A 21,800-nucleotide genomic window follows, 5' to 3' on the forward strand; every position below is an offset into this window, starting at 1 on the left:
ATTTTTAACTAGATATTTCTTGTGCCAATTCAGACAAACGTACTAATACTTCTTGACTATGAATACTTGGTCTAACTCCTAAGAAAGTGGCACGTAAAATCCCTTGAGGATCGATTAAATATGTATGTCTGAGGGACATGCCACTCAGCCAAGAGCCATAAGCTTTACTCACACTACCGTCTGTATCAGCCAATAAGGGGAACTTTAACCCTTCTGAATCACAAAATTCAGCATGAGAATCAACATCATCGACACTAACTCCTAAAATTTGGGCATTTTTCGCTTCGTATTCTGCTAAATCTTGCTGAAAACGGCGGGCTTCGATGGTGCAGCCAGAGGTAAAATCTTTAGGGTAGAAATAGAGTACAACCCATTGCCCTAAATAATCATTTAAAGCAATATCCCCATCCCCTGTGTTGGTTTTGAGGATAAATTCTGGAGCTGGCTGGTCGATTTCTGGTTGTTTGCCTCCCATTGCCCAGGAGCTAGATGGTGCTTGAGCGAAAAGCACTAAACACAAGACAATACTCAACCAAAACCGAATTGAAAACAGACTCTTCATAATGTACATAAAATATGATTTACTTATCATAAGATTACAAGTAATGCTGAAACCATAACAAAAAATTAATCTACGTCGACTAACATGCTGTGCTGTAGTTTTAAACTGAGCGTAGGCTGCCAATTATTGATTACAACAGTTCCTCCGACAAGCCCCAATAGCATATAAATAAAAATCCAGAATTATGAGTACAGATTTGATTGCACCCCATGGCGGAGAGCTAATAAATCGCCTAGCTAGCGCCCAAGAAAAACAAGATTTTTTGGCTAAAGCAGATTCTTTGCCCCGAGTGAAGTTGGATGAAAGGGCAACTTCCGACTTAGTTATGATTGCGATCGGTGGTTTTAGTCCGATTAGCGGTTTTATGGGTCAAAATGATTATTTAGGCGTAGTCAAAGAAATGCGTCTGGCTAATAATCTGCCTTGGTCTGTACCTGTAACCCTTTCCGTCACATCAGCAGTAGCAGAACCTTTAGAAATTGGTAGTTTAGTTCGTCTTGATGATCCCGACGGCAAATTTATTGGCGTTTTGCAACTGACCGAAAAATATACCTACGATAAAGAGTTAGAAGCCGAAAACGTCTATCGTACTTCTGAGAACAAACACCCAGGGGTTAAAGTAGTTTACGAGCAAGGAGAAATTAATCTTGCTGGGCCAGTTTGGCTTTTAGAACGAGCAGCTCATCCTCAATTTCCTAAATACCAGATCGATCCTGCTGCTTCTAGGGCCATGTTTCAAGAAAAAGGCTGGAAAACTATAGTTGGCTTTCAAACTCGCAACCCAATTCATCGCGCTCATGAATACATTATCAAATGCGCTTTAGAAATAGTTGACGGTCTATTTCTGCATCCTCTGGTGGGTGCAACCAAAAGCGATGATATTCCCGCAGATGTCAGAATGCGCTGCTATGAAATTATGCTGGAAAATTACTTTCCTCAAGACCGTGTAGTCTTGGCAATTAATCCTTCGGCAATGCGCTATGCAGGCCCTAGAGAAGCGATTTTCCATGCTTTAATTCGGAAAAACTACGGCTGTACTCACTTTATTGTCGGTCGCGATCATGCTGGCGTGGGCGACTATTATGGCACTTACGATGCTCAAGAAATCTTTGGTGAGTTTACTCCAGAGGAATTAGGCATTATCCCGCTTAAGTTTGAACATGCCTTCTACTGTACCCTGACAGAACAAATGGCAACAGCCAAAACTAGCCCAGCCACCAAAGATGAGCGAATTCACCTGTCGGGAACAAAAGTTAGAGCAATGTTGAGAGAAGGTAAAACTCCTCCTCCACAGTTTTCTCGTCCCAAAGTCGCCGAAGAATTAGCCAGAGCAATGAAAGCTAATTAATCTTGTCATTCAAGCTTGGGTTTAAGGCAACTATCAATTGTCGAAGTGAAATACTATAATTGGTTACAGGTCTGCAAGATTGAATTGGAATAGATCAATATTGGCCTGTAACCTTGGCATTTCAAATAATATTAGCAGTTATCAATTGATAGGCTAATCGCAGATTTCTCAACGCTAATAGCTAATATGGGACTTGACCGCCGAACTTTTTTACAGCAGGCTGGACTGGCGTTATTTACTTGGGGAGCAACCGAAGCAGGAATTGCTTCTCTTGGCAATCATAACCGTCTGGCAGCCTTACTCAAATATCAGCAGACTCTAGCACAACCGACCAGTCGTAAACTAGCTTTACTAATCGGTATCAATCAATATACGGCAGAGGATAATTTAACTGGCTGCTTAATGGATGTGGAGCTACAAAGAGAACTACTAATCCATCGCTTTGGCTTTAATTCTAGCGATATTTTAACTTTAAGCGATCGCCAGGCCACTAGAGAAAATATCGAAACAGCTTTTATTGAGCATTTAACCCAGCAGGCTAAACCAGATGACATAGTGGTGTTTCACTTCAGCGGCTATGGAGGTCAGATTAAAATGCCTTTGGCTTCTGAAGAGTCATTAAAAGAGACAAATGGTAATGATGGTTTTCGTTTGGCTAACAGCTTTATTCCCGTTGATGGGCTGTCTTCCAATAAGAAAGATCTTTTAGCCAACAGTATCCTAGAAGAGACTCTTTTAGTACTGGCACAAACTTTATCTACCGACAAATGTACTTTCGTTTTAGATAGCAGTTTCAAGCAAACTCCCCGCAGTAAACATGGCAGTTTTAAAGTTCGTTCCATCTCCAACATAGCCAATCATCTTAGTTCTCAAGAGTTTGCCTTTCTAGCACAGCTTCAGAATGATTTTGCTGACAAGGGATTAAAGCCTAGTAAGCGATCGCTTTCTCTCCCTGGAGTAGTACTATCTGCTGCTGATAATAATCAAGTAGCAGTTGAAAGACATTGGGATGGCTTTAGCACTGGGCTATTCACCCAAGCATTAACTCAATATTTATGGCACATTACCCCTAGCAGCAAGGTACAGGTGATCCTAGCTCGAACCGCAGAAACCGTCGAACAGTTTATGGGTAGGCAACAAGAGCCGACTCTAAGTAATCCCGAGCCAGCGGCGATCGCCTATTATTTTGGTCTAAATGATACTCCCAATGCTGCGGGAATAATTAGTAAAGTAGATAAAAACAATCATGTTGAGATCAAGTTATTAGGTTTACCTGCCAATGTCATTAATAGCTATGGGGTTAATTGCTGCTTAAGTCTAGTATCTAGTCCTGAAAATTCAGCGCCACAACTTCAAGTCAAATCTAGAGCAGGCTTGATTACGAAAGCAGAACCTCTATCTCCGCTAGAACCCCTTAAAATAGGGCAGTTTGTCCAAGAATCGATCCGTATGCTCAATCGTCATTTGAGCTTGAATTTAGCCTTAGATCATAATTTAAACCGCGTTGAAAGGGTTGATGCCACCAGCGCGATCGCCAATATTCCGACGATTAATTCGGCGGTAGTTGTTAAGGAACAAAACGCTGACTGTTCAATTGGCAAGGTTGTGACTACGCTAGAGCCACCTACTAAAGATTTAGATCCCAGTAATCAACTTTTTGCTTATGGTCTTTACACTGCGGGAGGAAATTTGATTGCTGAAACTATGGGAGTAGCAGAAGAAGCAGTTAAAGTGGCAATAGAGCGTCTACAACCTCAGTTTAATAACTTACTGGCGGCAAAGTGGCTAGAGTTGACTAGCAATGAGTTTTCTTCTCGAATTAAAGCCAACGCTACTTTACTCACCCCAGAAATAAAATCTCCACTCTGGCAAAGAGCGACTTTTGTAGCCACCAATACCCTTGCATCACCAAAAAAGACGCTTTTCTCAACTAATTCTTCGACGGAAATAACCAATAACTTACCTATAATCGCTAGAGGCACTGAAATTAGGCTAAATCTGGGGAATACAGACGATCGCCAACTATATACCATTGTCTTAGGTACTGATTCCCACTGTAATATCTATGCTCTCTATACTCCAGCACAACCATCAACTGTTGAAGGAGCTGTTCAGCTCGAAGAAATTGCGATCGCTCCTCAAGGAGAATTAGTTCTTCCCCCTACCGAAAATTCTTGGAAATGGAAAGTTTCTGAATCTCCAGGAATTAACACTCTCTATGTGATGTTCTCGGTTCAACCTTTTACTGAAACCCTAAAAGCTTTTGCCAACCAGCAAAACTTTAAACTGGATCAACAGCAGGTGCTGAATGTGACTAATCCTATCACCGTAGTTAATGCTTTAATGCAAGATTTGCACAATACTAGTGAAGTGGCGACCAAGCTCCTGCCTAATGAAGATGTCTATGCTCTAGATGTCAATAGCTGGGCAACTTTAAAATTTGTTTATGAAGTGACTAGCAATGATCAGTAATCAGTAATCAGTAATCAGTAATTACATAAATGCAAGCAACTGATATTGTTATTTTGTCGAATGGGCCTGGAGAAGTGACAACCTGGGTGCGTCCTGTCGTTAAAGCTCTAACTCAAGTTTTTGCTGATGATCGAGCAGAAATTAGAATTTCGGTGTTGTTGTCTCCCTGTCCCCATAGTACAGGCAAAGAAGCAGCGATCGCCTCAAGTTATTCGGCAGTAGATCGAGTATTACCTGCTGCCGAGTTTTGGTCTTTTTTGCTTTGGGGTAAAACTAAAGATAATTGGCAATGGCATCAGCGTGGCATAGTGGTTTTCTTAGGTGGAGATCAGTTTTATACCGTGGCTATCAGTAAGCGTTTAGGATATTCCAGCTTGATCTATGCCGAATGGGATGCTCGCTGGTATCGTTTTGTCGATCGCTTTGCAGCCATGAATCAAAAGGCGATCGCTCAAGTTCCCAAATCCTATCGACATAAGTTTTCCCTGGTGGGAGACTTAATGGCAGACGTGGCTTTGGAGGTTAAACAGTCTAATCTTGGAAAGACTCCTCTGGTGGGTTTATTTGTCGGCTCCAAGCCTGCCAAGCTATCTCAAGGAGTTCCTTTGTGTTTAGCGATCGCCGAAAAAATTCAGCAGCAGCTACCACAAGCTAAATTTATCATTCCTGTTGCACCTACTCTAGAACTAACTACTTTAGGTAATTATGCCAGTCAGCAACATAACCCTTTGATCCCAGCTTTGGGGAATGTGACAGCAAAGCTAATTTACCCAACAGATCGGCCACCTTATCTGATAACTTCTGGAGGAACAAAAATTGAGCTAATCACTGAGTTTCCTGCTTACCAAAGCATCATTGACTGTCAACTATGTCTGACTACCGTTGGGGCGAATACTGCTGAATTAACCGCGCTACGAGTTCCCATGATTGTCCTACTACCCACTCAACAGCTTGATGCTATGCGCTCTTGGGATGGACTGCCAGGCATTTTAGCTAATCTACCAGGAGTCGGTACAGCATTTGCCAAACTAATCAATTGGCTGGTATTAAAACAAGGACGCTTATTTGCTTGGCCAAATATTTGGGCAGGAACCGAAATTGTACCTGAGCTGGTTGGTAAACTAGAACCAGAACAAGTGGCTCAATTGGTTCTTGATTATCTACAGCATCCTGATAGACTGAAGATGATGAGCGATCGCTTGAATGCTGTCAGAGGACAAACTGGCGCAGCGCAGCAGATCGCAGATATAATAAAGCAAGAAATAAGCAAAATTTAATAATCATTCAAACTCGCCTAGTTTCGAGCTATACTCAGCCATATGGCTCTAAAACAATCTTGGCTACCTTGTCAAAAATTATGCTTCAAGGTTATATTCAGGTTAATATTTGGTAGTAATGACTTCTCAGCAAGAAGCGCGATCGCTTAATAATAAGTTGAAAGAGTGTAAATTGAACTGGGTTAACCTTGAGAAGTAGTTAAGCTAACTGCTGTCTAAAGTAAGTAAAATCCAGCCACGTTCTCTTAGAGACATGGAATCGGCTTAGTTTTTAGAGTGCGTTACAACCTGCGTTGTAAACTGTTATTATTCCATTTGTTGAGACTCCATTGTTCCATTGCGTAATCAAAGCTCTGCTCATAAAATTAGACCAATAGTAGGTTTAGTAGTAAATCTTTGGGTACAGGGCGGTATGCATATCTTGCAAGGATGCTTTCAACACCTTTAATCATTAATTATTGAGACTCTGGCGTCCCCAGACGCAACCAAAAAGCAATGCTTTTAATGGTCGAGAACTAAAATAACTAATTCACTGGACTGTCTGAGATGGTTAGACAAAATCAAATCAAACGTTGATGCTTAAAGTTACCAAGGACTGCGCCTACATTTAGTCGGCAAGGATTAACTGTAATTATTCCTGTCTGTGTGCTTTGAATTTAACCTGATGGCATAGTCTAAGAACCCGATCGACAGGGTAAGGGTTAAGGGGATAGCGTTCGTTTTTACCAAAAAAAGCTTTTTCTGCCATACGCTAAGAGCTAATAGCTAATAGCTCCAGAAGAAGTCCTTTACTGCTTCTAAACCAAAAATGTTTAATTTGCCAGTATTTTGGACGAGCATGAATTAACAGAACTAAAGTTTTATGTGTGAACAGAAGTAGCTGAATCATCAGGAAGGATGTTCAAATAAAAATTATCTGGCAACACTTTAAGCAACCTATAACTAGATATATGAAAGTTACTGGTTTATTTCTACGTTACAATTTTTTTGCTTCGATCGAGACCAGAAAGATAAAAATAATTAACCATTTCTCAATCAATGGATTGTGTGGTTTTAAAACAGGCTTATTGATAATCAGCCATCAGAATTTTTGAGGAAAATTTATGCCAAAACAGATCATTATTGCAGAACAACACCATATAGCAGCTGTTTTCTGGGAAGAGCAAATTCAAGAGTTGATCGTTGCTACGGGTCATCAGCAGGTAAGTGATATTTATCTTGGGACAGTAGAAAATGTTATCCCTGGTATTGATGCTGCCTTTGTTAATATTGGCAACAGCGAACGTAATGGTTTTATCCATGTTACAGATTTGGGCCCTTTGCGTCTTAAAAGAAGCGCTGCAGCAATTACTGAACTACTAGCTCCGCAACAAAAAGCTTTAGTTCAGGTCATGAAAGAGCCGACAGGAAACAAAGGCCCTCGACTTACAGGTAATATCACCTTGCCTGGACGTTATTTAGTCTTGATGCCCTATGGCAAAGGAGTCAAATTATCTCGTCGCATTAAAGATGAAAATGAGCGGAGTCGTCTACGTGCCTTAGCAATCCTGATCAAGCCACCTGGTATGGGTCTATTGATTAGAACTGAAGCAGATGGTAAAGCCGAAGAAGCCATCATGGAAGATTTAGAATTTTTGCAAAAGCAGTGGGAATCAATTCAGTATCAGGCAAACTATGCTAAACCCCCAGTGTTGCTCAATCGCGATGATGATTTTATCCAGCGGGTACTGAGAGATACTTACTCAGCCGAAGTTAATACCATTATGATCGACTCCTCTTCAGGAGTAAAAAGAATCAAGCAGCAGTTGGCTAACTGGAGTAGCGGACGTTCTCCCCAAGGCGTATTTATCGATCATCATCGGGAATCCCAGCCAATTCTCGATTACTATCGTGTCAATGCTGCGATTAGAGAGGCATTAAAACCCAGAGTAGAGCTGCCTTCTGGGGGATATATTATCATTGAGCCAACGGAAGCCTTGACGGTAATTGATGTTAATTCAGGCTCATTTACTCGTTCAGCAACTGCCAGGGAAACAGTACTGTGGACTAACACTGAAGCTGCTACGGAAATTGCTCGTCAATTGCGCTTGAGAAATATTGGTGGCGTAATTGTGGTCGATTTTATCGATATGGATTCCCATCGAGACAAAATTAAGCTGTTAGAACATTTTAATAATACTCTTAAAGGAGATAAAGCCCGTCCTCAAATAGCTCAACTGTCGGAACTCGGTTTGGTAGAGCTAACTCGTAAGCGCCAAGGCAAAAACATATACGAACTATTTGGTCAGACTTGTCATACCTGCGGTGGTTTAGGTCAAATAGCCCATCTACCAGGCAAACAAGAAGCTGAAGCACTAGAAACAGTGCCAATTATGACCCCTGTGGCAATTCGTGAACCAGTAGCTACTATTCGCCCCGTAATTCCTGCTCCCACAGAAAGACCAGAGAAAATCACGATCGCAACTAAGAATACGCTTAACACAGGAGATGATGATCAGCAGCCATCAGATTTAATTAATCATCCCAACTATCAAGAACAGGGTGCGAGCAATAATGGTCGTCGTCGTCGTCGTAGCCGTCGTAATGATCTATTAATCAAAGACGAGTTGATTGAACAAGAAGCAAGAGTAAATGACGAAAATCTAGAGCAAACTTTAGCTAATAATGAGGAAGAACGGAAGTCGCGATCGCGATCGCCTCGTCGAGATGAAGCTAGTTTAGAAAAAGTTACTGTAGAGATGAACGATCTCGAACAAGAAATTTATGCCTTAATGGGTATTTCTCCTTTGGTATATGCCGATCGAGCAGCCACCGATCCTAAATCTGTTTTAGTCTACGTCAAAAAGCCAGGCGAAGAATTACCTGAAGATGAGCCAGAAACAGCAACAACCAACGGCACAATCGAACAACTAAAAGCGAGTAAAAAGCTCAAAACTAGAGGGAGAAAACCAAAAGTTAAAGTTGAGTCTGAACTTGAAGCTGTAGAAGAGTCTGAAGTATTCACTGAGCCAGAGACAGTAGTTGAATTTTCTCCCAGTGAACTAGAGGTAATAGCCGAACTTGCTCCAGTCGAATTTTCCCCAAGTGAGCCTGAAGCGATAGAAGAGCTGGAAACAGAAACAGAAACAGAAGCTGAAGCCCAAAATGTTCGCCGTCGCCGTCGTCGCCGTTCATCTGCTACTCAATAATCAAAAGTCTAGATGACAAAGAGTTAATCTTTTATTCAGGCAAAAGATTTAATGAATCAATCTGGTTTTGATAGTTCTTTACTCACCGAATATACTGCCCAAGATACCTTGATTGCAGGGGTGGATGAGGTTGGTAGGGGTGCTTTATTTGGTTCTGTAGTGGCAGCAGCAGTCGTGCTGCCACTTTGGGCTATACCTCAGCTAATTGCTCTAGGAGTTAAAGACAGTAAAAAATTGTCGCTTCTAAAACGGCAAGAACTTATCCAACCAATCAAAGACTTAGTTACAGGCTGGCAAATTAGCTTTGCTACTGTTGCGGAGATCGATGAGCTAAATATTTTGCAGGCTTCTTTGTTGGCAATGAGGCGATCTATTTTGAACTTACCTGTTACTCCTAATATCTGCCTAATAGACGGTAACTTTTTAGTTCCTAATTTAAATCTGGCTCAAAAAACAGTAGTCAAAGGAGATTTGCGATCGCCAATTATTGCTGCTGCCAGTATTTTGGCGAAAGTATGGCGCGACGAACTAATTACGGACTGGGCTGCTCAGTATCCTGCATATGATTTGGCTCGTAATAAAGGTTATCCTACTGCTAAACATCGTTTGGCGATCGCCAAGCTGGGAATTACTCCCGAACACCGTCGCTCTTTTAAACCTTGTCATTTAAATCTGGCTAATAGTGAACAAATCGAAATTAAAACCCTAAATCAGGAGTTAATTTTGGAGTAGATTCTGCTTGAGGCTGAACTGACTCTGATGCCCACGCAATATAATCCTGTACCAATTGAGTCATTAATTTTTGCTTGATTCGGCCCAAAACGCCCTTGAGCAACTTATTACCAGCTCGCTCTAAAAATGATTTAGGTGTAAACATTAAAGCCGTAGGTAATTCAACTCCTACCTCTAAATCCGCTTGTCCTTCTAAAGTAGTCTGCCCGTTCTGTTCATGAGGATACAAAACACCTTTTAACTTGAGGCTAAAGCGATTATTAATGTAATTAATGCCTTTAATTTGACAACCTGCCGACTTTAAATAGACACTACTTTTCGATCCAGACCAGACTTTAAGCTGGACAATTGGCTGAAAATGGTATATTTCCATAAAGTTAATTGGTCGCATCTTCAGCTCATACAAATCATCAGATATCTGTTTAATTAGCTGCGGATCGGCGATCGCTTGTACCAACCTTTGAGGCTGACGGAGGTAATGTTGAATTGGCGTTGCTTGATTATCGACCGATATTTGAACTGATTCTGAGGCGTTAAAGCTAACGTACATTGTGTGAAACTGCCGATGTTTTGTTATTTATTAATTTATTAATTTTAAGTTACATTTCGTGACTATATTCTTTTTATGTGAACAAATAATACTTTAGTCTTAATAAATTTTAGTTTTCATGAAGCTATCCCTTGCTTACCTTGGCCCTACAGGAACTAATTCCGAAACTGCTGCTTTGGCATATTCAGCCTGGTTATCGAGTAGCCAGCAATTAACACCTAGCTTGAAACCTTATCCCAGTATTGCTTTAGCGATGCAGTCTGTGATTAAAGGTGAAGCCGATCGAGCAGTCGTGCCGATCGAAAACTCGATTGAAGGTAGTGTAACAGTCGTTCTAGATACTTTATGGCGATCGCCAGAACTACAGGTACATCAAGAATTAACTCTACCGATTTGCCACGGGTTATTGTCCTATGCTAATTCACTAGCAGAGCTAAAAACTGTCTATTCTCATCCTCAAGCGCTAGCGCAATGTCAGCAATGGCTGGAAAATCATTTACCCCAGGTACAGCTTGTACCGACAAAATCGACGACAGACGGAATCCAGCTACTTAAGGATGAGCCAACCGCAGCAGTCATTTCTGCACCGAGAGCCGCTAAAATCTACGACATCCCCTTATTAAAGACAGATATTAAAGATAGCCCAGATAACTGTACACGTTTTTGGATTGTTAGTTCACAAATTAGCGATCGCGGTAGTCACCTGGCTTTAGCCTTTAGTTTGCCTCAAAATGCCCCTGGAGCATTGGTTAAAGCTTTAGAAATTTTTGCGCGTAAAAATATTAATTTGAGCAAAATTGAGTCTCGTCCTACGAAGCGTTCTTTAGGCGAGTATATTTTCTTCATTGATTTAGAAGGCAACTCTCATGATGAGAAAATAAGAGATGCCTTAACTGAGTTATCCCTCTGCACGGAAGTTTTAAAAATATTTGGTAACTATAATCTCTTACCAATATCAGCTTAAACCCTGTCTATATATGCAATGTATAATTTTTGCCTAACTATTAAATATATCAATATTAGACAATGTTAGGACATTTTTAACTACTACCTACTACCTCATATCTGTTGCTCTATTATCTAGATTAATCGGCATTGGTAAATAGAGGTATGATTTTTAATTTGGCTGCAAGCTATTTAAATCAAAAGAGCTAATAGCTAAGAGCTAATAGCTGAAAGCTATGAACCGAAACACTTTGTAAGTCATGCATTCAATTACCACCGCCGATTAATCATCTAAAGCATCTTTTAAGGCTGTTCTGGCTGCTAAATGACTACGGGTGGAGCTTAAGATCTCATGCTCTCTTTCTAGGCGTTCTAAAGTATCCTGCATTTCCAAAAGAATCTGTTGTTCTGAGGCTACACCATATAAATTACTTGCTACCCAATAGGACAGTTCTGTAGGAGAACTAGGTAGATCATCTGGAAGTTCAATTTTTTGACTGGTTAATTTAGCCGAAAGATGTACTACATCTTTTAATAAAGTCTCGACTTCTGTTGCCATAGGCGTAAGATCTTCTGTTGCTGGCTGATCTTCAACCCATTCAACTAAACCCACACGATAAGGCTTCTCCCGCACGTATTCTAAAACTTTAAATCTTTGCTGTCCAAAACTGAGCATTTTCAAGCGATCGTCAGGCAGTCTTTGGAAATGAAGAATTTCGGCACAACAGCCATATTCAGCAATTTTCCCAGTAGCGGGATCGATAAACAAGACTCCAAAACGGCGATCGTGTTCTAGAATCGTATTCATCATGATCCGATAGCGATATTCAAATATATGTAGTGGTAACGGACGACTGGGAAATAATACTAATTCAGGAAGAGGAAATAAGGGTAGTTCTCTAACTGCGATTGAAGAAGATGCCATCTAAACTTATTGTAGTTATGTTTGGTATGATTGCTTACCTATTTACTTTAGCTGATTTCTTAACAGAAGGTATTCACTCCAAAATCCTTGATTTTTATTAAAAAAATAATCACCTCTCATCGAAGATCAAACACCAATTAATAAAAGCATTTTCACCTTTACCGATAGTTGACTTATCAGCAATTTTGAAACCTAATTTTTGATAAAATCTAACATTTGTTCCTTTTTGAGTCATTACAATCGCTGGAAAGCCAGAAGGAATAACTTTCAATTGTAACTGTTGAGACAGAAGTTCTGTACCGATTCCCATTCCTCTTAGTTCTCGCTCGACCACCATATTATTGAGATACCATGCCTTATTTTGAGCTAATACTTGCTCTTTGATTTTCTCAATTGCAGTCAAGACTTCAGACATGCGTTGACATGTTTCTTGGCCAAATTTAAACGATGCGAATAGCCAGCCTGATGTAACTTGGGCTATAAGACCAGGAGAACTATATTCGGGAGGATGCCAACAAGCCATTGCTTTAATGTGCCTTTTTCCTGGAGGTTGATTTTTTTCAACTAAAGCAAAACTTTGACCGATAGCCATAAGTGGAGCAAAGTTGAGTTTTAGGTTAGCTTTTAATCCCCACTGTAGTAACTCCATCCTAGTTGATGGATCGACAAAAATATATTCATGAGCGGGATTATTATAAAAACCCTTAGCTAATAAAGCAGCAGCCAGATCAAAATCTCGTGGGGTTAATTCCACAATTTCTAGCTGTATATTATATTTTTCCATGGCTACCAAATTGAGCTATCTACTTGAATGGCTAATTTTTCCACCTTTATTCTTACAAAACTATCCTTTATAAGTAAATTTAAGGAGCAAAAAAAATGATAGAGCGATCGCCATAAGTAATTTTTCTTAATGTCCAAACAACAAAAAATCCGTGGTGAAGAACTTCTCAGAAGATTTACTGCTGGGGAACGCGATTTCATTAACCTTAGAATTTGGGGCTGGAATGAGGGCTTGTTTAGAGGTATCGATCTTAGTGGAATCAATTTTGAGAGGTCTTATATTAGCATCGATTTGAGTGGTGCTATTGTGAGAAACGCTAATTTCAGCAATACTATTTGGAACTGTACGGGATGGAAAGATATTGACTTCACTGGTTCTAATATGACTGGGGTTGAGTTTGACAACTCTATTTTGTATCGCTGCAATTTCAGTGACACCATTTGGACTGACGCTAGTCTTTGGCAAGTTATTTTCCAAGACTGCAAACTTGGGTCTGCTGATTTCGATAAAGCCAGGTTGAGAGATGTCGATCCTTTCTGGTAATTTATTAGTCGCTATTTCGGAAAATCTATTTTCATTGGATAATCCCAATTCTTCAGTGCAATCGCCCTTCTTTCGTAGGGTGGGCGACGCGACCCTAAAGGGTTAGCTTCGCGTCAGCTAGTCCTAAAGGATAAGCTCCGCAAATACTTTAGTGCAAAATGAACCAGAGCAAACTAACATTTCAGACAGAGTCACTTTGCCCACCAATTAATAAATTCAGATTATTTAATTACGATACAAGAAGATTGAATTTCGGTGGGCATCATCACATTGTTTTACCACCATGATAAATTTTAAAATGCCCACCCTACGGATCTATATTTTTGCAAACACAACACCAGAGCGATCGCCTATCTTGTAGTTGAGGCACGAAACCCAATAATTGTTAAGGATAGCGGATTGATTGCCTATTTTCATCAACCTAAAAGTTGAGTCTTTATCTCGACTTGCTTTTATTTCAATCCGCTTAACCCAAACTCAGGTTTATTTAGCCAGCATTTCGGCTGACAATTTCTTAAAGACTAATCTTTCGTCTTCAACATCCACAAAAATAGTGTCTCCTGGTTGATATTCCCCACGCAGAATTGATTTAGCGATCGCTGTTTCTAAATATCTCGAAATAGCACGCTTTAGCGGTCTTGCACCGTATACGGGGTCGTAACCTAAATCGGCAAGATAATCTAAACCAGCATCAGAGATTTTTAGCGACAGTTTTTGGTCATCAAGACGTTGTTCTAATCCCTTGATCTGGATCTGAACAATATGACGCAGTTGCTCTTTAACTAGGGCGTGGAAAATAATAATCTCGTCGATTCGATTAAGAAATTCAGGACGGAAACTATCTCGCATTGCTGCCATGACGCGCGATCGCATTTCTTGGTACTGATTATCATCTCCCGATACATCGAGGATGTACTGAGAACCAATATTACTGGTCATAATGATAATAGTATTGGTGAAGTCTACTGTACGACCTTGAGAATCGGTTAGTCTACCATCATCCAAGACTTGCAGCATAAGATTAAAGACATCGGGATGCGCTTTTTCGATCTCATCAAACAGAATTACCGAATAAGGACGACGACGTATGGCTTCGGTTAGCTGTCCACCTTCGTCATAACCAACATATCCTGGAGGCGCACCAACTAAGCGGGATACGGCATGTTTTTCCATATACTCGGACATATCGATCCGAATCATGGCTTGTTCGGTATCAAACAGCGCTTGTGCCAAGGCTTTAGCTAGTTCAGTTTTACCAACTCCAGTGGGGCCCAGAAAAATAAAGCTAGCGGTGGGACGGTTAGGATCGGCAAGTCCAGCGCGCGATCGCTGAATGGAATCGGCTACCGCAGTTACGGCTTCTTCTTGACCGATAACTCGTTCGTGTAGTTCAGCTTCTAAATTAAGTAGCTTGGATTTTTCCGATTCAATTAGTTTTCTCAGCGGAATCCCTGTCCATTTGGCAATAATCTCCGCAATATCCGACTCTAATACTTCTTCCCTTAATAGAGAATTACCTGTAGTTTGCTTTTCCGCTAATTTTTGCTCAATTTCTACAACATTTTGCTGTAGCTTAGTTAGTTTGCCATAACGGAGTTCTGCTGCACGATTTAAATCATAATCTCGTTCAGCCTGTTCAATTTCCAAATTAACTGCATTGATCTCTTCTTTAAGAGTGCGAATTTGGTCGATTACTTCTTTTTCCGACTGCCACTGAGCATTTATTTCCGATTGCTCTTCTTTTAAGTCAGCCAGTTCTTTTTCGAGCTTTTCCAGTCTTTCGCGGGAAATAGAATCGTCATCTTTGGCAATTGACAGTCTTTCCATTTCTAGCTGAAGAATTTTGCGATCGACTTCATCTAACTCTTCAGGTTTAGAAGTAATCTCCATCTTGAGTTTAGCTGCTGCTTCGTCTACCAGGTCGATCGCCTTATCGGGTAAAAAGCGATCGCTGATATAGCGGTTAGATAATGTTGCAGCAGCGACTAAAGCGGTATCGGTAATAGATACCCCGTGGTGTCCTTCATAGCGTTCTTTAAGTCCGCGTAAAATCGAAATAGTATCCACAACGTTGGGTTCACCAACTAATACTGACTGGAAGCGCCTTTCTAAAGCTGCATCCTTCTCAATATACTTACGATATTCATCTAGGGTAGTCGCGCCAATACAGCGTAATTCACCCCTGGCTAACATCGGCTTGAGGATGTTTCCAGCATCCATTGACCCCTGCGCTGCACCCGCACCAACAACAGTATGGATCTCATCTACAAACAGGATAATATTACCCTGGGACTCGGTGACTTCCTTAAGTACAGCCTTAAGACGTTCTTCAAACTCACCGCGTAATTTTGCTCCAGCAATCAAAGCACCCATATCTAAGGCTACCACTTGGCGATCGCGCAGAGATTCAGGCACATCACGGTTAATAATCCGTTGCGCTAATCCTTCCACGATCGCTGTTTTACCCACCCCTGGTTCACCAATTAAAACAGGGTTGTTTTTCGTACGACGGGACAAGATCTGGATTGTCCGACGGATTTCCTCATCTCGGCCAATTACGGGGTCTAACTTTCCTTCTTTGGCTAGTTGAGTTAACTCTCGTCCATACTTTTCTAAAGCCTGATACTTACCTTCGGGATTTTGATCGGTTACTGTTTGCTTTCCGCGCACCTGTTTAATAATATCCTTTAATTTGTTTTCAGTTAAGCCAAACTCTTGCATTAGCTTGCGTCCAAAGCGCTCGTCTTGAGTAAAGCCTAAGACAAGATGCTCAATCGAAATATAATCGTCACCAAACTCGGTGCGATATTTCTCCGCACTATCTAATAGAGTATCTAAACTGCGTCCCAAAAATACACTATTGTTCGAGCTACTAACCTTCGGTTGTTGATTAATAAACTGATCGACTTTATGGCGCAGAGATTGAACACTCACGTCAGCCTTGTTAAAAATACTACTGGCTAACCCCTCTTCGGTGATTAAAGACTTAAATAGGTGTTCAGTTTCCACCTGCTGGTGTTGATTTTGTTTAGCGATATCTTGAACATTGGCGATCGCTTGCCAGGCTTTTTCGGTAAACTTTTGAGGGTTGTTTGGTTGCATCTTTCACTTCTCTCTTAACTAAGGAATAAAAATCTGAATTTAGTAATCTGACTAATTTAGTTAAAATATATTGATTTCAGCCATAGCTAAAGATAGTTATGTATCAAACCTGCACCTATCTATAGCTAGACTAGTTTAATCGGCTCTGTTCTGTAGAATTGATTTAAATTAATTTTAACGATAAGCTAACCGCTTAGTTAGGTAGGATACCCCAACCCCCAAGTTATGGTTATCCCGATGAGTTAAGTAAGTAGGTCAAATTAATTAGAAGATAGTCTGGTAGGGAATTAGGGAATTAGGGAATTAGGGAATTAGGGAATTAGGGAAAAATAACTAATTACCATTAAAATCTATCTTGTTTTTGGTTTTATATTTAATTCCGCCTAGCTATTTGTAAACTTGCTAAAATTAGGCTAAATTCACCTTTCCCCAGATGACTGCTGCTACCAAACTACTAACTTTAAAAGCATATTTGGCGCGGGAAAATGTTGCAGAAAAACATTATGAGTTGGTGTCAGGAAATTTAATCGAGATGCCTCCTGAAAGTCCGCAAAATGCCGAAATTGCGATTAAGTTACTGTTAATCTTTGCTCAGTTTATTTCTCCTCGTCTGCTTCGCTGTAAAGATACTGAGATTGTCGTTAGTGGCACTAGAGCAACTGTTCGTTTACCAGATTTGATGGTGCTTACAGAAAATTTAGCGGACGATCTCTATAGCAATCAACGCAGTACAATTAACATTGATATGCTTCCCCCCGCTTTAGTTGTAGAGGTGGTTTCTCCAGGAAAAGCTAATCGAGACAGGGATTATCGTTATAAAAGATCGGAGTATGCAGCAAGAGGGATAGCTGAGTACTGGATTGTCGATCCTCAAGAAAACAAAGTAACAGTACTGTTATTGGATCATGGTCTTTATCAAGAAAATGTTTATCAAGATGATGACTCGATCGATTCTCAACTGTTAACTCAACTGCAACTTACTGCAAGTCAAGTTTTTAGCGCTTCTACTTAAAAGATAAGCGATCGCGGAGCGCGACGGACGCGTAGCTAATCCTTTAGGGCGAAGCTAGTCCTTTAGGATTCCCAGAGGGAAATCGCTTACTATTTTAAATACAAATAGTTCAAATCGATATTAGATCCAGTCAAACAACCGTCATCTAGTTTTATTTCTACACAGCAAACTTATCTAAGATTTGTAGTAACTAATATGTATTAATGAAAAATTAAATTGATGGCTCACAAAACAGTGAATCAAGATCATAGTTTTGCCTGGATAGTTCAAACCTGGCTATCTTTCATCATATCTATTTCTGCCACTTCCTTGGGTATTTTACATTTGCCAGTAAATGCATGGATTAAAAGTTATATGGGAATGGGTTTAGCATTTACCGTTGGTTCAACCGTGAGCCTCACTAAAACTCAAAGAGATCTTCATGAGTCAAAAAAACTAACTTCTAAAATTGAAGAAGCAAGGGTAGAGCGAATTTTAACTGAGCATGACAGTCTAAAGTAATAAAGCTCACAATAGTTACTGCCAGTTTTTTTAATCAATATGAACTCACCAACCATAGAAACTGTTCGGTATCAAGATTGCCTGGTTACTATTAATCAGATTAGAACTAAGGTATTTCAAGAAGAACAGGGAGTATCAGCAGAGTTAGAATTTGATGGCTTAGATTCCAGCGCAACCCATTTTTTAGCTTATATTAACGGTCAAGCCGTGGGTACAGCAAGAATTAGAGAAATTGACGCAGATACATTTAAGATAGAGCGGTTGGCGGTAATACCTGATTACAGAAAGCAGGGTATTGGAAAGCAGTTAATGAAATCGGCTTTATCAGCTATTGCTCAACGAGGCAAATTTTTAGTCATAGTTCATGCTCAAGTATATATTGCCCCGCTATATCAGCAATTAGGGTTTGCCATAGTCGGCGAACAATTTAACGAAGCGGGTATTCCTCATGTCAAGATGATCAAGATGAGCAAGCAGCTATAAAACCGCCTTGAGTTATGTCACAGTTAGATAAATCCGCTTTACGACGAGAAATTCTGCAACAAAGACAGTCACTTTCCCCCGCACAATGGCAAGTAAAGAGTACCCAAATTTGCGATCGCCTTAAATCGATTACTCAGTTTCAAGAGGCGCAGACGATCTTGGCATATTTTAGTTTTCGTCAAGAGCCAGATCTTGCTCCATTGTTTAATTTAGATAAAAACTGGGCTTTTCCTCGTTGCGTTGGCAAGTCTTTAGTCTGGCACTTATGGCAACCTGGAACAGAATTAACTACTGGCAACTATGGTATTCAAGAACCCTATGAGAATTCAATCATAGTCGATCCAGCGACCGCAAATTTGATTTTAGTTCCCACAGTCGCTTGTGACACTCAAGGATATCGCTTGGGTTATGGCGGTGGTTTTTACGATCGTTTATTAAGTTGCGAGCAAAATTTAAATGTTCCTACTATCGGCATTGTCTTTGACTTTGCTTATGGAGTTCAACTAGTAAGAGATCCTTGGGATATGAGGCTGAATTTTATCTGTACTGAAACAAAACTAGAAAAGTATTAAGTAATCTAAAGTAGTTTACTTTGAAAATTATGAATAATTCAATCATAAATTGAGCGTGGAAAAATCAAGATATATTAAGCAGTTGGAAATTTAAAAATTTAAAATAAGTAATTATACTCATTGCTACAAATTAAACAATAAACTATACATTTAAGGTTTGTTAAGTAAGCAAGAAAAGCTATTTAAAAATAATAATGTTTTTGTTAATCTTAATAGACCAAGATTGATTGACTGAATATTAAAACATTTACTTTATTATAGTTTTTCACCTAATTAGTTACTTGATAAAATCTTATGCAACACTTTCAAGACGAATGGATTCAAGAATGGTGCGATCGCAATGGTTGGACAGACGTATTTAGAGAACGTTACAACCATTATTGGGCATTTCCTCCCAACTGCGTAATGCCAGAGCCTATTCCTCAGAAAGTCATGAGGCTAATTAAAAGCGAGAAGGGTTTGACGAATAATGAACAAAAATGGCTGTATTCTGCTGCTCTAGTGAGCGTTGCTGCCATATTTGCTAGCTGCATGTTAGTATCTCCCATGCCGATTATGCTGGCTTTTGGATTTGATGCCATTACATTTGCGCGGATGGAATGTGAAGTATAGTCGTACAAAGGAAGAAATAGGAAGTAGGAAATAGGAAATAGGAAATAGGAAATAGCGCGAAATTCCGTTGCTTTAAAGGGTACACTTTCGGATGAGGAAATTTCGTAAGACGGAAGTAGTATTTCAAAACCGTCCTAACATTGTCTAGTCTTGCTGTATTTAATTGTTTTACACCAGAAATAGACCTAAAAAAACTTCCAGTATTTATTTATTATTTACTGGAAGTTTATAGTTTAAATTTAAAGTTGAGCAATTATTGCTGAACTGGAAACTTTATTTTGCTTTAAAAGAACTAACCCAAGATTTTAATTCTTCTCTGGCAACTTCTCGACCACCTAAACCAAAGGCTAGAGCGATCGCTACAGCAATACCACCTAGAATTAGACCAAAGGCTAGATTAACAATATTAGGTGCGATACCCATACGGTTAAGAGCCATAGCGCCAACTAAAGCAATAATTGCCACACGTGCTGACTGCGCTAAGAGGCGTGACTGAGCAGTTCCTGAAGACAGGATTAGGTTATAAGCTAAATTAGCTAAATACAAACCGATCGCAAAAACGACTACGCCAATTAAAACTTGACCAGCGATCGCTAAAAGGATGCGGAAAACATCTTCTAATGCAGGGATACCCAAGATATCGACTGCGGTAAGAGTAGCCACCAACATGATGCCCACTAAACAGAGGAAACCTACTAGCTCAGAAGGAGTTTTAGAACCCATCTGAGGTTCAGTTTGAATCATCGTCGGCTGTTCTGTACCTAAGCCTAAGTCAATCGGTTCACCTGGGGACGTACTTCTGGGAAAAGGCTGTGCGCCAGGAGTTGTCGATGAGATACCTAACCACTGCAATAGGTTATTGAAACCAATATTGGTCAGAATGTTGGTCACAAAATCGGCGACAAACTTTCCAGCAAAGTAGAAGAAAGCCAGAACTACACCTGCTGCGAATATTTTGGGTAACAGCTCTAAGACCTGATTGAGCATATCAGTAGCTGGTGCTGAGATGGCATTAATTTGTAGCTGTTCTAAAGCTGAAATAATCCCAGGAATTAAAATTAGGACAAAAACGACTGTTCCAATAATGGATGAGAGGGATTGTCCTCTGCCGCCAGCTCCTAAACCAGCTTTCCTGCCAATATTATCGATCCCAGTCGCTGCTAATAGGTTACTAACAATACGTTTAACTATATTGGCTACAAACCAAAACACAGCTGCAATGATCACTGCGCCTAAAATATTAGGTAGTAATGCCAAAATCTCATTGAGCATTCCTTGAACTGGCTGTAGAGTTCCATCTAGCTGTAAAGCATTAAGAACTGCGGGCAGAAATAGCAGGAAGATAAACCAATATAGAGCATTACCCAAAGTATCGGTTAAGGAAAAATCTCCTGTATCAGACGCAGCTAAACCCATACGCCGCTCAATATTTAAAGCACCCAATCCTCTAGTTACGATAGTCTTAACTACCGTCGCCACTACCCAGGCAATACCTAGCAAGACAGCAGCACCGATAAATTTCGGTATAAAGCCAGTAATTTGATCTAGCAGAGTGTTTAAAGGTGCGGACACCGCCTGTAACTCTAGCGCATTGAGTGCGGCTATAATTACAAACAGCATAATAATCCAGAAGATTGCAGTGGCAATCCAGTTTTCAATCGGGAAAGATTCTCCCCCTCTTTGTCCTGTAACAGCAGCAGCAAGTCTATTATCTATATTTGTGCTGTTAAGGATTTTTTTAATTAGAGCTTTAATAACGGTGGCAATAATCCAACCAACTACAAAGATAACGATCGCCTTAAGTAGATTCAGCAGCGACTCTCCCAGGTTTAAACCCAGTGGAGAGAAGATTTGCTCGAATTGCCCTGGCCTTGACTGTGCCAACAATAACGGATCTACTAATGACGAAATATTACTAATTATTTGTGTCATGTTTCTTTAGTTTTAATTCATCGTGTCATTTCCACTATTAATTTAGCGGTAAATCGTACAGATATCTTGTTATTCACAAGCAAATATACTTTTCTGCGATAATTATGCCAAATTAAATTGCTATTGCTTCAAAAATTAACAAAAATAGCTATTTCGTTAGATATTTTATATAGTCAAAACTTAATATTCTTCTGGATATGAGAATTTTAAGCTGTAGCGAATAGCACTAATCACCAGATTTGTATTACGATCTTTAATTT

General features: G+C 40.0%; 18 protein-coding genes. 12 read left to right on the forward strand and 6 right to left on the reverse strand.

From position 1 onward, the window contains the following. Positions 1 to 4 precede the first annotated feature (4 nt). Positions 5 to 562, reverse strand: coding sequence for a peroxiredoxin (locus KME09_10850; GenBank protein MBW4534421.1), 558 nt, complete (start codon positions 560 to 562; stop codon positions 5 to 7). A 184-nt stretch (positions 563 to 746) separates the two neighbouring features. On the opposite strand from KME09_10850, the gene sat reads away from it, so the two are divergent. The 5 genes from sat to KME09_10875 all read left to right on the forward strand — a co-directional run bounded on the left by sat (position 747) and on the right by KME09_10875 (position 9,579). Next, entirely contained in the window at positions 747 to 1,910 is a 1,164-nt protein-coding gene (sat, locus tag KME09_10855; GenBank protein ID MBW4534422.1) for a sulfate adenylyltransferase, read from the forward strand. A gap of 186 nt (positions 1,911 to 2,096) precedes the next feature. Then, positions 2,097 to 4,382, forward strand: a complete 2,286-nt coding sequence (locus KME09_10860; GenBank protein ID MBW4534423.1) for a caspase family protein — start codon at positions 2,097 to 2,099, stop codon at positions 4,380 to 4,382. 29 nt (positions 4,383 to 4,411) lie between these two features. Further along, positions 4,412 to 5,659, forward strand: coding sequence for a lipid-A-disaccharide synthase (locus KME09_10865; GenBank protein ID MBW4534424.1), 1,248 nt, complete (start codon positions 4,412 to 4,414; stop codon positions 5,657 to 5,659). 1,103 nt (positions 5,660 to 6,762) lie between these two features. Continuing rightward, a complete protein-coding gene (locus tag KME09_10870) occupies positions 6,763 to 8,847 on the forward strand; it encodes an Rne/Rng family ribonuclease (GenBank protein ID MBW4534425.1) in 2,085 nt (694 codons plus the stop codon). Positions 8,848 to 8,898: 51 nt separating this feature from the next. Further along, a complete protein-coding gene (locus KME09_10875; protein ID MBW4534426.1) occupies positions 8,899 to 9,579 on the forward strand; it encodes a ribonuclease HII in 681 nt (226 codons plus the stop codon). On the opposite strand, the gene KME09_10880 is transcribed toward KME09_10875, so the two are convergent. Continuing rightward, positions 9,545 to 10,129, reverse strand: coding sequence for a DUF1997 domain-containing protein (locus KME09_10880; GenBank protein ID MBW4534427.1), 585 nt, complete (start codon positions 10,127 to 10,129; stop codon positions 9,545 to 9,547). The two genes, KME09_10875 and KME09_10880, sit on opposite strands and share 35 nt — an antisense overlap. Before the next feature lie 118 nt (positions 10,130 to 10,247). Between KME09_10880 and pheA the strand changes: the two genes are divergently transcribed. Then, complete coding sequence (pheA, locus tag KME09_10885) at positions 10,248 to 11,093, forward strand: prephenate dehydratase (GenBank protein MBW4534428.1); 846 nt, start codon at positions 10,248 to 10,250, stop codon at positions 11,091 to 11,093. Positions 11,094 to 11,357: 264 nt separating this feature from the next. On the opposite strand, the gene KME09_10890 is transcribed toward pheA, so the two are convergent. Both KME09_10890 and KME09_10895 read right to left on the reverse strand, forming a co-directional pair. Beyond that, positions 11,358 to 11,999 (reverse strand): LON peptidase substrate-binding domain-containing protein, encoded by a 642-nt coding sequence (locus KME09_10890; GenBank protein ID MBW4534429.1) that lies wholly within the window; start codon positions 11,997 to 11,999, stop codon positions 11,358 to 11,360. A gap of 109 nt (positions 12,000 to 12,108) precedes the next feature. Then, complete coding sequence (locus tag KME09_10895) at positions 12,109 to 12,783, reverse strand: GNAT family N-acetyltransferase (GenBank protein MBW4534430.1); 675 nt, start codon at positions 12,781 to 12,783, stop codon at positions 12,109 to 12,111. Between the two features lie 129 nt (positions 12,784 to 12,912). On the opposite strand from KME09_10895, the gene KME09_10900 reads away from it, so the two are divergent. Continuing rightward, positions 12,913 to 13,326, forward strand: coding sequence for a pentapeptide repeat-containing protein (locus KME09_10900; protein ID MBW4534431.1), 414 nt, complete (start codon positions 12,913 to 12,915; stop codon positions 13,324 to 13,326). Between the two features lie 483 nt (positions 13,327 to 13,809). Here the strand turns inward: KME09_10900 and clpB are convergent, their stop codons facing one another. After that, complete coding sequence (clpB, locus tag KME09_10905; protein MBW4534432.1) at positions 13,810 to 16,428, reverse strand: ATP-dependent chaperone ClpB; 2,619 nt, start codon at positions 16,426 to 16,428, stop codon at positions 13,810 to 13,812. 433 nt (positions 16,429 to 16,861) lie between these two features. Here clpB and KME09_10910 point away from each other — a divergent pair, with 433 nt between their 5' ends. From KME09_10910 to KME09_10930, 5 genes are all read left to right on the forward strand, one after another. Continuing rightward, on the forward strand, positions 16,862 to 17,440 hold the full coding sequence (locus KME09_10910) for a Uma2 family endonuclease (GenBank protein MBW4534433.1): 579 nt from the start codon (positions 16,862 to 16,864) through the stop codon (positions 17,438 to 17,440). Positions 17,441 to 17,659: 219 nt separating this feature from the next. Further along, positions 17,660 to 17,941: a hypothetical protein gene (locus tag KME09_10915; protein ID MBW4534434.1), complete on the forward strand. Its 282-nt coding sequence runs from the start codon at positions 17,660 to 17,662 to the stop codon at positions 17,939 to 17,941. Between the two features lie 39 nt (positions 17,942 to 17,980). Next, positions 17,981 to 18,424 (forward strand): GNAT family N-acetyltransferase, encoded by a 444-nt coding sequence (locus tag KME09_10920; protein ID MBW4534435.1) that lies wholly within the window; start codon positions 17,981 to 17,983, stop codon positions 18,422 to 18,424. Positions 18,425 to 18,438: 14 nt separating this feature from the next. Then, the gene (locus KME09_10925) at positions 18,439 to 18,996 is read left to right on the forward strand and encodes a 5-formyltetrahydrofolate cyclo-ligase (GenBank protein ID MBW4534436.1); all 558 of its coding nucleotides are present in this window, start codon (positions 18,439 to 18,441) and stop codon (positions 18,994 to 18,996) included. Between the two features lie 294 nt (positions 18,997 to 19,290). Then, positions 19,291 to 19,608: a hypothetical protein gene (locus KME09_10930; GenBank protein MBW4534437.1), complete on the forward strand. Its 318-nt coding sequence runs from the start codon at positions 19,291 to 19,293 to the stop codon at positions 19,606 to 19,608. A 273-nt stretch (positions 19,609 to 19,881) separates the two neighbouring features. Here the strand turns inward: KME09_10930 and KME09_10935 are convergent, their stop codons facing one another. After that, a complete protein-coding gene (locus tag KME09_10935) occupies positions 19,882 to 21,540 on the reverse strand; it encodes a mechanosensitive ion channel (protein MBW4534438.1) in 1,659 nt (552 codons plus the stop codon). Positions 21,541 to 21,800 lie beyond the last annotated feature (260 nt).

Origin of the sequence: Pleurocapsa minor HA4230-MV1 (genome assembly GCA_019359095.1) — a bacterium.
GTDB classification, from domain to species: Bacteria; Cyanobacteriota; Cyanobacteriia; order Cyanobacteriales; family Xenococcaceae; genus Waterburya; species Waterburya minor.